The following is a 13,912-nucleotide window of genomic DNA, read 5'->3' as shown; positions in this document are numbered from 1 at the left end:
GTAGCTGTCACAGCCCGGCGATTATCGGCTTGAGCGCGGCGCCCACGCGAGGTGCGAGGGTCGCCGAGTAGGTGGCGGTCAGGTGGTGCGCGTCGCGCCAGACGAGGACGCCTCCGATGACGGGGGCGCAGCGGTCCGCGGGGCAGATCCAGTCGTTGAGGTTGACCAGACGGACGCCGTCGAGGCCGTCGGCGGCCTCCTCCTGAGCGGGACCGCCCCCGCGGCCGAGGGCCTCCTCCCGGGGAGTGGCGCACTTGGTCAGGCGTTTCGGGTTCTTGGACACGCACTCGGCGATGTCGGTGAGGTGCAGCGGCGTGTCCCGCAGCACCACCACCGGAATCTTCTCCGCGACCATGCCGCTCCACGTCTTGCGCATCTCGCGGGCCATCGCGGGCCGCCCCGGCTCGCCGCGCACCGGGTACTCGGCGTTGGTGACGACCAGGAGGTCGGGCCGGTTCCCGCCGAGCATCCCCTCCCGTACCTTCCGGTTCCACTCTGTGCAGGAGGTGTAGGGCCTGTCGTTCTGGGTGATCTCCGCCGTGAGGAACGGGCAGCCGGACTTGGTGTAGGTGGCGAGGCGCCAGCCGTTCGTCTCCGCTGCCCGCCGCATCGCCGGAACCCAGTGGTCGGCGTGGGAGTCGCCGACGAGCGCGATCGTGGTCGCCGCGTTCTTGTTGCCGTAGACGCACACCTCGGGAGTCGAGGATTCCACCGACACGTGGCAACTCTTCGTCGTCAGGAACGACGGTGCGTCGCGCGCCGCCGTCACCGGGTTGGGGGTGATCGAGTCGACCCGGTCGACGGGTCGTCCGGCCGGGCTGGTGCGGGGCGACGAGCCGAGAGCCGCCGCCCCGGGCGCCGCCGGTGGCGCCGCCTGCGTACTGGCGCCGGGCACCTGACCCATGATGACCGACGAGGCGGGGGTCGGGTTGTCCGTCGAGGGGATGGCCAGTTGGAACGCGAGGCCGGCCAGCGCGGCGGCGCCGGTGCACACCGCGCCGACGCGCAGGGCGACGGCCGGCTGGTCGGTGAGGGTCGGCGAGCGGCGTATCGGATTCTCGACGAGGTGGTACGTCAGGGCGGCGGGGATCGCCGACACGGCGACGACAGCGAGCGCGGCGCCGACGCCGAGGTCGCCGAACTGCGCCTGCGCGGCGATCAGCACCGGCCAGTGCCACAGGTAGAGCGAGTACGAGATCCCGCCGACGTAGCGCAGTGGTTGTCTGCCCAGCAGGAGGGCGGGCCCGGCGCGGCCGGCCGCCGGTCCGAACGCGATGACGGCGGCGGTGCCGACTGTGGGGCCGAGCGCGGCGTACCCGGGGAAGCCCGCCGTCGAGCCGATCAGCACGGCCGACGCACCGACGGCGAGCAGCCCGGCCCAGGCCAGGGGTACGGCCACCAGGCGCGGAGACCGGCTCAACCGGGTCGCCGTGACGGCGACGGCACCGCCGAGGGCCAGCTCCCACATCCGGGTGGTGGTGACGTAGTACGCGGACGGGTCGGTCGGCGAGGCGTACAGCGCCCAGGCGAACGACGGGACCGCGATCAGGGCGAGCCCGAGCAGGTAGAGGCCGCGGTGCCCGCGTCCCCGACGACGGGCGAACCAGCCCAGGGCGAGCAGCAGCAGCGGCCAGACGAGGTAGAACTGCTCCTCGACGGCGAGGGACCAGAAGTGCTGGGCGATGCTCGGGGCGCTGTTGGCGGCGACGTAGTCGACGGACTGCCCGGCCATGCGCCAGTTCATGGCGTAGCAGGCGCTGGCGATGACGTCCCAGGCCGTCGTGGACCAGCGGCCGCGAGGCAGGAAGAAGTAGGTGAGCACCAGCGTGGCGACGAGCACCGTCGCGGCGGCGGGAAGGAGGCGCTTCGCCCGCCGCGCGTAGAAGGTGGCGAGCGAGAGCCGCCCACTGTTGTCGAGTTCTTCGAGCAGCAGGCCGGTGATGAGGAAACCGGAGATCACGAAGAACACGTCCACACCGACGAAGCCGGCCGGCAGGTGCGGCACTCCGGCGTGGCCGAGGAGCACCAGCAGTACGGCCACGGCCCGCATGCCTTCGATGTCCCCGCGGAAGGAGCGCGGGTCGGCGGGCGTCGATCTCGGCGCGGGCGGTGGGGGCGGGGTGGCGACGACCCTGGCCTGTGTCCACAACTCGTTTGCGATAGCCACGTCGCGGAGCGTACGGGGATTTATTCCCCAAACCCGCCGATCGGGGTATTTGTCAACTGGTTCGTGTTATAGGGCTACTGCCACGGGCTCTGTGTCCCGTCGAACTCCTCGAAGACCAGCCACGACCGCGTCGACAGGACTCCGGCGATGCGCTGCACCCGGTCCAGCACCACGTCGCGCAGGGTGGCGTTGTCGGGAGCCCGGACCAGGGCCAGCACGTCGTGCTCGCCGCTGAGGAGCGCGACGTGCTCGACGTAGCGCACTCGGGCCAGCTCGGCCGACACCTCCCGCCAGGTGTTCTGCTCGATCGTCAACGCCATGTACGCCGACGTGCCCAACCCGGCCGCCTCGGGCGCCACCTGCGCCCGGAAGCCCGTGATCACGCCGTCGCGCAGCAGGCGCTCCACACGGGCGTACGCGTTGGTGCGCGAGATGTGGATCCGCTCGGCCAGGGTGCGGACCGACGTGCGCCCGTCGCGGACCAGCTCGTCCAGGATCCGCCTGTCGACCTCGTCCATGGCTCGGGCCGATCGTCCCGATCCGATCGCCCGGGCCGCTCCGTCTCCGGTCTCCTGGCTCACCTACACGCCTCCCGCATGCCAGACGTCCCGCCTTGTGCGTGGATCTTGAGTCAATCATCCCTCAGGCGGAAGCATAGGCACACCACACGTCCCAGGAGGTCCCGCCGTGACGACCACACCCCAGGCGGTCCGCAGGGCATCCCCGCGCGCTCGTCGGACGGTCACCCCGCCCGACCCGGCGCGCCCGCTGCTGCCGGACGCCGAACCGGTCCGCCTGCTCGATCCGGCCGGTACGCCGCTGCCGGCCCGCACCGACTACCCGGAGCCGCCCGTCGAGGCGCTGCGGGAGCTGTACCGCCGGATGGTGCTCGGCCGCCGGTTCGACACCCAGGCGACCGCGCTGACCAAGCAGGGCCGGTTGGCCGTCTACCCGTCGTCGCGTGGCCAGGAGGCGTGCCAGGTGGCCGCCGTGCTCGCCGTTCGCGACACCGACTGGGTGTTCCCCACCTACCGCGAATCGATGGCGCTGGTTGCCCGGGGCATCGACCCGGTCGAGGTGCTCACGCTGCTACGCGGCGACTGGCACTGCGGCTACGACCCCACCGCCGTGCACACCGCGCCGCAGTGCACCCCGCTCGCCACCCAGTGCGTGCACGCCGCCGGTCTGGCGCACGGTGAGGCGTACCAGGGGCGTGACACAGTGGCGCTGGCCTTCATCGGTGACGGCGCGACGAGCGAGGGCGACTTCCACGAGGGCATCAACTTCGCCGCCGTGTTCAAAGCGCCTGTCGTCTACTTCGTCCAGAACAACAGGTACGCCATCAGCGTCCCGCTGTCCCGGCAGACCGCCGCGCCGTCGCTGGCGTACAAGGGCGTCGGCTACGGCGTGCCCAGCGAGCAGGTCGACGGCAACGACCCGGTCGCGGTGCTCGCCGTGCTGACCCGCGCGGTCGCGCACGCCCGCGCCGGAAAGGGGCCCTTCCTGGTGGAGGCGCACACCTACCGGATGGAGCCGCACACCAACGCCGACGACGCCAGCCGCTACCGCGACGGCGCCGAGGTCGACGCCTGGCGCGACCGCGACCCGCTGGCCCGCCTGGAGACGTACCTGCGCGCCCGTGGCGTGCTCGACGACGCGGCGGTCGCCGAGGTCGCCGAGCAGGCCGAGGCGTACGCGGCGGACCTGCGCGCCCGGATGAACACCCAGCCCACTGTCGACCCGCTGAGCCTCTTCGACCACGTCTACGCCGAGCCCACCCCGCAGCTCGTCGAGCAGCGCGAGCAGGTCCGCGCCGAGCTGGCCGCCGCGCGCGACGAGGAGGGTGACGTCTGATGGCCACCACCATGGCGAAGGCGCTCAACACCGCGCTCGCCGACGCCCTCGCGGCCGACGACCGGGTGGTCGTCTTCGGCGAGGACGTCGGTGCGCTCGGCGGCGTCTTCCGGATCACCGACGGCCTGCAGGCCCGCTTCGGCGAGAAGCGCTGCTTCGACACCCCCCTCGCCGAGGCCGGCATCGTCGGCTTCGCCGTCGGCCTGGCCATGTCCGGGCTCCGGCCTGTCGTCGAGATGCAGTTCGACGCGTTCGCGTACCCGGCGTTCGAGCAGATCGCCTCGCACGTCGCCAAGCTGCGCAACCGGACCCGCGGCAAGCTCAGCGTGCCGATCGTCATCCGCGTGCCGTACGCCGGAGGCATCGGCGGGGTGGAGCACCACTGCGACTCGTCCGAGGCGTACTACGCGCACACGCCCGGCCTGAAGGTCGTCACCCCGGCGACAGTCGAGGACGCGTACTCGCTGCTGCGCGAGGCGATCGACGACCCCGACCCGGTGGTCTTCATGGAGCCCAAGAAGCTCTACTTCGGCAGCGCCGACGCGGAGTTGCCGGCGCGTACCGAGCCGTTCGGCCGGGCCGTCGTGCGCCGTCGGGGCCGCGACGCCACCCTGGTGGCGTACGGGCCGGCGGTCCCGGTCGCGCTGGAGGCCGCCGAGGCCGCCCGCGAGGAGGGCTGGGACCTGGAGGTCGTCGACGTACGTAGCATCGTGCCGTTCGACGACGCCACCATCACCGCGTCGGTCCGGCGTACCGGCCGGTGCGTGGTGATCCAGGAGGCACCGGGGTTCGCGGGTGTCGGCGCCGAGATCGCCGCCCGTGTGCAGGAGCGCTGCTTCCACGCGCTGCACGCCCCGGTGCTGCGGGTCGCCGGGCTGGACATCCCGTATCCGGCGCCGATGCTGGAGCACACCCACCTGCCCGGGGTGGACCGGGTGCTCGACGCGGTGGCCCGCCTGCAGTGGGACGACCAGCCGGACGCGCGCTGGGCGGCGGCATGACCACCGTCGAGCGGACGCAGGTCTTCCTCCTGCCCGATCTGGGCGAAGGGCTGAGCGAGGCCGAGATCGTCGAGTGGCGGGTCGCCGTGGGAGACGTCGTCACCGTCGACCAGAGCGTGGTCGAGGTGGAGACCGCCAAGGCCGTCGTCGACGTGCCCTGCCCGTACGCCGGCCGGGTCGTGACCCTGCACGGCGCGGCGGGTGAGGTCCGTCCGGTCGGCCAGCCGTTGATCACCATCGCGCCCCTGGACGGCGGCGACGAGCCCGCCGGGCACGCCACCTACCGCGAGGAGGAGCGGGCCGGCTCCGGCAACGTGCTGATCGGGTACGGCACCGGGCACGGCGGCGCGACGCGCCGTCGGCGTCGAACGCGCCTGGCAGTGGCCCCCGAACCGGCCGAAACCGCCGCGCCTGACGCCGGCGCCGTCCCGACCGCGACCGGTGGCCCGGCTGCTGCCGGCGGTTCGGTTGCGGGCGGTGACCTGCTCGCGGGCGCTGGCCCGGTTGCGGCCCCCGGTCTGCTCGCTGCCGGCGGCCCGGCTGCGGCCGGGAGCGTGGCGGCCCCCGGGCCTGCGGCCCTGGTCATCTCGCCTATCGTGCGTCGGCTGGCCCGGGAGCGCGGCGTCGACCTGGGCACGGTCCGGGGCAGCGGGCCCGGCGGGGTGATCCGCCGCGCCGACGTCGAGGCGGCGCTGGCCGTCCCCGTCGCTCGGCTCGCCGCCGTGCCGGACCCGCAGGTCGCGCCGACTCCGGAAGGTGACGGCGACGTGATCGTCCCGCTCACCGGCGTGCGTAAGCTGATCGCCGACAAGCTCTCCCGCAGCCGGCGGGAGATCCCCGAGGTGACCATCTGGGTCGACGTCGACGCCACCGGGCTGCTGGAGACCCGGGCGGCGATCAACGCGGCGACGCCCGACGCGCCGGTGAGCATCCTGGCCCTGCTGGCCCGGATCTGCCTCAGCGGTCTGCGCCGGTTCCCCCAGCTCAACTCCCGCGTCGACACCGAGGGCCAGCGGATCGTCCAGTCCGCCGGGGTGCACCTGGGCATCGCCGCGCAGACCGACCGGGGCCTGCTGGTGCCGGTGCTGCGCGACGCCCAGCGACTCACCACTGCCGAGCTGGCCGCCGAGCTGGCGGCGACCACCGCCGCGGCGAGGGCCGGGACGCTCGCGCCGGCCCGACTCACCGGCGGCACCTTCACCCTGAACAACTACGGGGTGTTCGGCGTGGACGGCTCCACGCCGATCATCAACCACCCGGAGGCGGCTCTGCTCGGGGTGGGGCGGATCGTGGACAAGCCGTGGGTCGTCGACGGGCAGTTGGCCGTGCGCAAGGTGACCCAGTTGAGCCTCACGTTCGACCACCGGGTCTGCGACGGTGGGGTGGCCGGTGGCTTCCTGCGGCACGTCGCCGACTGCGTGGAGCGCCCGGCGCTGCTGATCGCCGCCGTCTGACGCGTACTCCCGGCCCCGGCACCGCCCCCACGCGGCGCCGGGGCCGGCGTGCGTCCGGGGTTTCCCGGCCGCGTTCTCGGGAAGTCGGCCCCGCCGGAGCGCACCGGACGCGTCGAAGGGAGCCCGCCCGTGGCCGTGGCGAACGAGCTGCTGTTGAACTCGATACGGGTCAGGCGGCCCGCCGCTGCCGGTGCTCCCCTCTACTGCGACGCGCGGGAGTACGGGCTGACAGGTGACGGCGCGACAAACGACCAACCGGCGCTGGCCGCCCTCGTGGACCGCCTCGGCGCCGGGTACGCCTCGGACGGCCGGGCCCGCGTCATCTACTGCCCGCCGGGCATCTACTCGATCCGCGACGCCGGAACGGTGTGGCGCAGCGGCGTCTCGCTTGTCGGCGCAGGCCCGGCGGCGACCCGGTTCATGCTCAGCAACGAGGGCAACCGCGCCGACCCGACCCCGCTCGCCTTCTGGACCACCGTGCAGCACGGCGCCGACCGGGACCGGCACATCGCCGACTGCACCTTCGCCGACTTCCAGATCGACGGCTCCGGGGTGGCGATGGCCGAGTACAACTACCTCGCCAAGGGCCTGGGCCTGCAGTACGTCGTGCGCGGCGTTTTCCGCAACCTCTACATCCACCACACCGCGGCCACCGGGCTGGGCTGCGACTTCCTGCAGGACTCGTTGATCGACGGCGTGGTGGTCGTCGGCTGTGGCCGCCTCGACAACGGCGAGCAGATCGGCGGCGCCGGCATCGGCGTGGGCATCGGCGGTTGGGGCGCGATGGAGCGGTTGACCATCGCCAACTGCACCACGCTCGCCAACGGCACCAACGGCATCTTCCTGGAGCTGCAGAAGGACTACTGGGTCCCACCCTGCGGCTACCGCATCATCGGCTGCCACAGCCAGGGCAACCGGTTCGGCATCTCCGACTGGGGCGCCGACGGTCTCATCGTCTCCGCCTGCACGATGACAGGCAACCTGGAGGCCGGCTTCGACATCTCCGCGCAGGGCACCGCGGAGGTGGCCGGACGCGGTGGGCTGCTCACCGACTGTGTCATCGACGGCAACATCCGCGACGGAGTCAGCGTCGGCAACAGCCCGGGCCCCTACACCATCCGGGGCAACCGGATCAGCGGTAACGGCCAGCACGGCTACCACGGGCACGACCTCGGGCGCGGCTATCAGGGCCCGGTCCGGGACGTGGTGATCGAGAGCAACGAGTTCTGGGGAAACGGGCTGGACGCCGTCCGGATCGACCACCAGATGACCGACGCCGTGCTGCTGAACAACCGGATCCGCAACAACGGGCGACAGTACGCGCAGGCCGCCAGCGGTGGCGGCGAGACCGTCCGCTACGCCGAGCGGTCCATGGTGGACCGGTCCGCGAACTGGCCGCACGACGGACACCGGGGCAAGGTCCTGCGGGTGGGACGGGCCGTGGCCATGGTCGCCTCGAACACCGGCGACGAACTCGTCCTGGCGCCGGTCCGGCCCGACGGCATCAGCGCGTGGAGCGGGGACGTGCCGCCACCGGGCTGCGGGTACGAGCTGTCCGCGGCGCCCGAGCGCCGGGCCGGCATCACCATCGACGCGGCGTTCGACTCCGCCACCGTCCGCGGCAACCGGATCTGGGACAACCACGAGAACCGCACCCAGACCCACGGGCTGTGGATCACCGAGCGGGGCAGTTGCGTGGATTGCCGGGTCGAGGACAACGACCTCGCCGGCAACGCCGACGACGGAATGCGCCTGGACACCCCGCCGGTGGGCGGACGCTGGCGCGACAACCACGTCGACAGCGACTGGAGCTGACCGGCCGGACTGGCGGTCAATGGCGGCGGCTCGAAGCTGATCGGCGGTCGACGGCGGCGGCTCGGAGTCGGCCGGGACGGAACGCGAAGCGGCGGCGGCCGGATGCTCTCCGGTCGCCGCCGCTCATCGTGCCGTGGGGTCAGCCGGCCAGGCCGGCATGTGGATCAGCCGGCCAGGCCGGTGTGCGGTCAGCCGGCCAGGCCGGCCACCGGGGTCGGGTCCAGCACGACCGTGGCCGAGGCGGACTGCGGCGGCACACCCGGCTCGGTGGGCGCGTCGGTGTACTCGGCGACGAAGACCGCGGTCAGATTGTCCGCGCCGCTGTGCCCACCGTCCACGAAGGTGGGGATCGTCCCGGAGCAACCGGTCGCCGTGGAGAGCGGGTGCCCGTGCTCGTCGTGCCCGAGCACGTAGGTGACAGTCACCCGGGAGCAGTCCACCGGCAGGTCGTCGGTGACCTTCACCTCGTACGCGACCGTCTGCCCGAACTGGAAGGGCTGCCCGGCCACCGGGGCGACGAACTCGATGACCGGCGCGGTCGGGCCGACAAGCAGCGGCAGGGTCGCCGAGGCGGACCGTCCGGTGCGGTCGGTCACCTTCAACGTCGGCGTGTACGAGCCGTTCTCCTGGAACGTCCAGGTCGGGTTGGGGTCGGTGCTGTCCACCGAGCCGTCCGCGTCGAAGTCCCACGCGTAGCTCAGCCTGTCACCGTCCGGGTCGGTGGTGCCGGCGCTGGAGAACGCGACGGTGAGCGGGGCCTGCCCGACGGTCGGCGTACCGCTGACCTTCGGGATCGGCGTCCGGTTGCCCCGGACGAAGTCGATCCGGGACAGCTGGGCGTCCGGGTTCTCGGCGAAGTAGCCGTCCCCGTACTCCAGCACGTAGAGCGCGCCGTCCGGCCCGAACTCCATGTCCATCGGGTTGTCCACCACCAGCGACGGCGCCACCGGCCGGATGTCGGTCACGTCCCCGTCGGAGTCGAGGCGGAACTCCTTGATGTAGTCCCGGCTCCACTCGTAGAACAGCGGCACCCCGTCGTAGTACGCCGGCCACCGGGTCCGCGACGTGCTGGTCCCGTCGTAGTCGTACGCCGGGCCGCCCATCGGGGCGATGCCGCCGGTGCCCAGCTGCGGGAACTCGGCCGAGGCGGCTGCCGCGTACCACACCTGCGGCTGCTCGACCGGCGGCAGCACGCGCTTGCCGGTGTTGTGCGGTGAGTCGTTGACCGGGCGCTTGCAGTTGAACTTCGGGCCGGACTCGCCGGTGGCGAAGTCGCGGTCGCGGTAGGCGATCGTCGGCGTCACGCAGTACGGCCAGCCGTAGTTCGCCGGTTTGTCGACGAGGATCCACCGGCCGTGTCCGGCCGGCCCGCGCTCCGGGTTCGCGGTGGAGGCGTCGGGGGAGTAGTCGCCCAGGTACACGTTGTCGGTACGCCTGTCGACGGCGAACCGGAACGCGTTGCGCAGCCCCATCGCGTAGATCTCGGGGCGGGTCTGCGCCGTACCCGGCTTGAACAGGTTGCCGGCCGGCACCGTGTAGCCACCACCGGCCTTCACCTTGATGCGCAGCAGCTTGCCGCGCAGGTCGTTGGTGTTGGCAGCGGTGCGCTGGGCGTCGTACGCCGGGTTGCGGTCGGCCCGCTCGTCGATCGGCACGTAGCCGTCGGAGGCGAACGGGTTGGTGTCGTCACCTGTCGACAGGTACAGGTTGCCCTTACTGTCGAAGTCGATCTGGCCGCCGACGTGGCAGCAGATGCCCCGGTCGGTCGGCACGTCGATGATCTGCTGCTCGCTGGCGAGGTTGAGCTTCATCCCGTCCAGCTTGAACCGGGACAGCCGCAGCGCACCCTTGAACCGCTGCCAGTCGGCTTCGGTGCCGGTCTCCGGCGCGTCACCCTCGTTGACGCCGGGGGTGGCCGGGTCGTCCACGGGCGTGTCCAGCGGCGGCGAGTAGTACAGGTAGACCCACTTGTTCTGCGCGAAGTTCGGGTCGATCGCGACGCCCTGCAACCCCTCCTCGTCGTGCTCGTACACGTCGATGTCGGCGGCGAGGGTGTTCAGCCCGGTGCGCGGGTCGTGGATGCGGACCTGGCCGGTGCGGGAGGTGTGCAGCACCCGCAGGTCGGGCAGGACGGCGAGGCTCATCGGCTCGCCGGGAAAATCGTTGAGCGTCACCTTCTGGAAGCTGCTGTCCGGCGGCGCGGCCGCCGGTGCGGCGGCTGCCGTCGTGGTCGGCGCGACCAGGCCGGCCGACACCAGGAGCAGTGCGGACGCGAAAGCGGTCCTGTTCATCATCAGGTAATCCCCCGGGGGTGGTCAGTACCGCAGTGCGGCGAGGTAGTCGAAGCCGACACGGGCGGTGTCCAGGGCGTCGGCGGGAGTGCGCGGCGTTGTGCCCGCGTCGTCGCGCTCCACGATGTACTCCTCGATGCCCGCCTCCCGCTCGTGGGCGAAGATCCGGCCGAAGTCGATGACGCCCTCGCCGAGGTCCGCGAAGCCACCCTCGACGTCCAGGTCCTTGACGTGCACCTGGCGGATCCGGCCACGGTTCGCCCGGATCACGTCGACCGGGTCGTGGGCTCCTCGCCAGGTCCAGTACAGGTCGAGCTCGAAGTGGACCAGCCGGGGATCGGTCTGGCCGGTGAGGATCTCGAAGCCGGTCGAGCCGTCGGTCAGCGGCACGAACTCCAGCTGGTGGTTGTGGTAGCCGAAATCGAGCCCGGCACGCTCGGCCAACCGGCCCGCCTGGTTGAGATCCCGGGCCAGGGCACGGTAGACGGCCGGGTCCCGGTACGCACGCCCCTCGGCGTCCCGACCGAAGTACGGGTGGACGATCTTCTTGCTGCCTACCGTGTTGGCGTCCGCGAGGGCGCGTTCCCAGGTCGCGGCGTCGAACGGCTGTGGGATGGCGGTGTGCCCGGAGGTGGCACGCAGCCCGGCCGCGTCCAGTGCGGCCCGGAACTCCGCGGCCGTACGCCCCACGAAGCCGGCGTGCTCCACCCGCCGGTAGCCGATGCGGCGCAGGGCGGTCAGGGTGCCCGGCAGATCGGCGGCGAGCTGGTCGCGCAGCGTGTAGAGCTGGATGCTGATGCGGTCCACCGGCACCCGGCGTCGGCCGTGGGACTGACCGGCCGTCTCGCCGGCCGGCGCGGCGTTGGCCGGGCCGGCGAGGAGCCCGGCGGCACCAACGGCGGCCGCCGAGACGGTCGCGGCCCGGAGCAGCCCGCGCCGACTGAGCGCCTCGGAGGTCGCTGTCGGCGCCGAGCGGTTGGTCTGGTGATCCATGGTGGTGGTCCCTTCCTGACGGCTGGTGTGCCGTCGGCAACTGTCGACCGGCTGCCGTTGCCGGGGCGCGCCGAACCGGCCGGAGGCAACGCTCCGGCTGGACGGTGAGGACGACGCGTGGCTGCGGTCGGCGCCCCTCAGGGGGACCGCGGCCGACCCGGCAAGGGAGGCAGGCAGGCTGATCGACGAATGGGCAACCTTCTATCTGAAAGCCGACCTTACCCTTGCCTTTGGACAAAGGCAAAGCTCGGCCTCGATGAGCAGAAGTTTCGCTCCAAATGACAAAAGTCCTCCCAGCAGGTGCGGCAGCCGCCCGCGCCCCCGCCCGGCGCGACCGCGCCCACGCGCCCGCATCCCACGTCCCGCGCACGCCCGCATCCCCGCGTGTCCGCCGCGCGGGCCCGTGATCGCGCCCGATCCAGGATGTAGTGGTGTCGGCGCGGCGGGGAGGCCACTACATCCAGGATCAAGCGTGACCTTGAGGGGCCGCGGGTGCCGACGCCCTGTTCGCCGGTCGGGCCGAGGGCGGCGGTCCTCGCGGAGATCCCCGCAACATCGGGGATGTTGCTGTCTCCCGCGCGTCGGAGGCAGCAACATCCCCGATGTTGCGACGATCTTGGGCGCGGGGCGCGGGGCGCGGGGCGCGGGGCGCGGGGCGCGGGGCGCGGGGGCGCAACTCGTGCAACGGCGGCCATAGGTGCGGGCGTGGCGGGGTTCGGGTGGGACGGGACGTTGCGGGTCGGGTGCCGTGCCGGAGTGCGGAGCCTACCGAGAGGCGGCACCAGTGCGCTTTTCTCGTCAACGGCGCAGCGTCGGAAAATGCGCCGATAAATGCGCCGCCGATTATTTCCGAATGCCCTGGATACTCCTGTCGGGGCCGACAGAATGTGGCAGAGGGAAGCCGAAAACGGGGGGACTGAAGATGACGTCTAGGCGGCGATTGACGCTGTTGGCGGTAACTATCGCAGCCGCACCGCTCGTGCTGGTCGGGTGCACCGCCGACCGGGACTCGGCGGCCGGGCCGGCGAAGGGACACGCCGCGGCGCCGGAGCTCAGCGTGACACCGGGGGACAAGACCCGCGACGTGCCGGTCAGCGCCGAGGTCGGCGCGACGGTCAAGGGCGGGCGGGTCACCGCTGTCCGGCTCACCGACGACAAGGGTGTGCAGGTCAAGGCGGAACCGCGTGAGGACGGCTCGGGTTGGGTGCCGAGCGCTCCGCTGCAACCTCGGCGTACGTACACCGCGGAGGTGACCGCGACCGGTGACTCGGGTGCGACCACGACGCGGACCACCACCTTCACCACGATGGCCAGGTCCACGAAGCCGCAGATCACCAGCACCCTCTATTTCGTCGGCAACCGGACGTACGGCACGGCGATGCCGGTAACCGTGGCGTTCGACCCGGCAATTCCGAAAGAGGCCAGGGCGGATGTGCAGCGGCGGTTGTTCGTGAAGACGAATCCGCCGCAGCCGGGCGCCTGGTCATGGCTGGACGACGGAAGCCAGGTCTATTACCGGGCGCCCGATTTCTGGCGGCCGGGTACGACGATCAGTGTCCGGGCCGGGCTGGAGGGCTTGCCGATCGGTAAGAACCTGGTCGGGGATGCCGAGCGGAACGCCACCTCGAAGATCGGAAAACAGGTCTCCCTGGAGATCGACAACGCCACGAAGCAGATGACGGTGCTGCGCGACGGCAAGCAGGTGCGTCGTATCCCGGTGAGCCTGGGCAAGCCGAGCACGCCCAGTTCCAGCGGCAAGATGGTGATCATGGAGAAGCACGAGCGGACCACCTTCGACACCCGGGGTGAGCCGAACGGCGGCTACGTGGTCGACGTCGATGACGCCCAGCGGCTGACGTGGGGTGGTGAGTTCATCCACTCGGCCCCCTGGTCGGAGGGCGAGCAGGGCTACACCAACACCTCGCACGGCTGCGCGAACGTCTCCGCCACCGCAGCGGACTGGCTGATGGGGGTGACCCAGGTCGGTGACCTGGTCACCGTCAAGGGCACCGAGGTCGACCTGCAACCGGGCAACGGCTGGACGGCGTGGAACGTGAGTTGGGACGAGTTCGTCAAGGGCAGCGCCCTGCCGGTGCCGTCCGGGCTCAAGCCCGCGCCGGTCGCCCCGGCGCACCCGGGCGCGGTGGCCGGCGGGTCACCCGCGCCGGCGCCCTCGGTCAGCGGTCGCTGACGCCAGGCGCCAGGCGCCAAGACACCGGACACCGAGGCGTCGGGCGCCGAGAGACCGAACAACGGGCCGACCCACCATCGCGGTGGGTCGGCCCGTTCGCCGCGGAAGCAACCGGCCGCGTCGGGGTCGGCCACCGCCCGACACGC

The 13,912-nt window shown here is 72.0% G+C and carries 9 protein-coding genes; 5 read left to right on the top strand and 4 right to left on the bottom strand.

All coding sequences use genetic code 11. The features are described 5' to 3' along the window. Window positions 1-7: 7 nt before the first annotated feature. A complete protein-coding gene (locus AB0K10_RS27365) occupies window positions 8-2,167 on the bottom strand; it encodes an acyltransferase family protein (protein WP_363688082.1) in 2,160 nt (719 codons plus the stop codon). A 74-nt stretch (window positions 2,168-2,241) separates the two neighbouring features. Further along, window positions 2,242-2,685 carry an Lrp/AsnC family transcriptional regulator gene (locus AB0K10_RS27360; protein WP_363688198.1) on the bottom strand — a complete coding sequence of 148 codons (444 nt, stop codon included), beginning with the start codon at window positions 2,683-2,685 and terminating at the stop codon, window positions 2,242-2,244. Between the two features lie 169 nt (window positions 2,686-2,854). Between AB0K10_RS27360 and pdhA the strand changes: the two genes are divergently transcribed. From pdhA to AB0K10_RS27340, 4 genes are all read left to right on the top strand, one after another. After that, window positions 2,855-4,021, top strand: a complete 1,167-nt coding sequence (pdhA, locus tag AB0K10_RS27355) for a pyruvate dehydrogenase (acetyl-transferring) E1 component subunit alpha (protein ID WP_363688080.1) — start codon at window positions 2,855-2,857, stop codon at window positions 4,019-4,021. Beyond that, complete coding sequence (locus AB0K10_RS27350) at window positions 4,018-5,022, top strand: transketolase C-terminal domain-containing protein (protein WP_363688196.1); 1,005 nt, start codon at window positions 4,018-4,020, stop codon at window positions 5,020-5,022. Before pdhA ends, AB0K10_RS27350 begins: the two co-directional genes overlap by 4 nt. Next, window positions 5,019-6,476, top strand: a complete 1,458-nt coding sequence (locus AB0K10_RS27345; RefSeq protein WP_363688078.1) for a dihydrolipoamide acetyltransferase family protein — start codon at window positions 5,019-5,021, stop codon at window positions 6,474-6,476. The genes AB0K10_RS27350 and AB0K10_RS27345 overlap by 4 nt, the downstream gene beginning before the upstream one ends. Window positions 6,477-6,611: 135 nt before the next feature. Beyond that, a complete protein-coding gene (locus AB0K10_RS27340; protein WP_363688194.1) occupies window positions 6,612-8,291 on the top strand; it encodes a right-handed parallel beta-helix repeat-containing protein in 1,680 nt (559 codons plus the stop codon). A gap of 188 nt (window positions 8,292-8,479) precedes the next feature. Here AB0K10_RS27340 and AB0K10_RS27335 read toward each other — a convergent pair whose 3' ends face one another. Further along, window positions 8,480-10,585 carry a PQQ-dependent sugar dehydrogenase gene (locus tag AB0K10_RS27335; RefSeq protein WP_363688076.1) on the bottom strand — a complete coding sequence of 702 codons (2,106 nt, stop codon included), beginning with the start codon at window positions 10,583-10,585 and terminating at the stop codon, window positions 8,480-8,482. Between the two features lie 21 nt (window positions 10,586-10,606). After that, on the bottom strand, window positions 10,607-11,575 hold the full coding sequence (locus AB0K10_RS27330; RefSeq protein ID WP_363688074.1) for a sugar phosphate isomerase/epimerase: 969 nt from the start codon (window positions 11,573-11,575) through the stop codon (window positions 10,607-10,609). Between the two features lie 922 nt (window positions 11,576-12,497). On the opposite strand from AB0K10_RS27330, the gene AB0K10_RS27325 reads away from it, so the two are divergent. Beyond that, the gene (locus AB0K10_RS27325; protein WP_363688072.1) at window positions 12,498-13,766 is read left to right on the top strand and encodes an Ig-like domain-containing protein; all 1,269 of its coding nucleotides are present in this window, start codon (window positions 12,498-12,500) and stop codon (window positions 13,764-13,766) included. Window positions 13,767-13,912 lie beyond the last annotated feature (146 nt).

Source organism: Micromonospora sp. NPDC049274 (genome assembly GCF_040678875.1).
Classification (GTDB): domain Bacteria; phylum Actinomycetota; class Actinomycetes; order Mycobacteriales; family Micromonosporaceae; genus Micromonospora.
The sequence above is the reverse complement of the archived record's forward strand: the minus strand, read 5'-3'. Positions and strand labels throughout refer to the sequence as shown.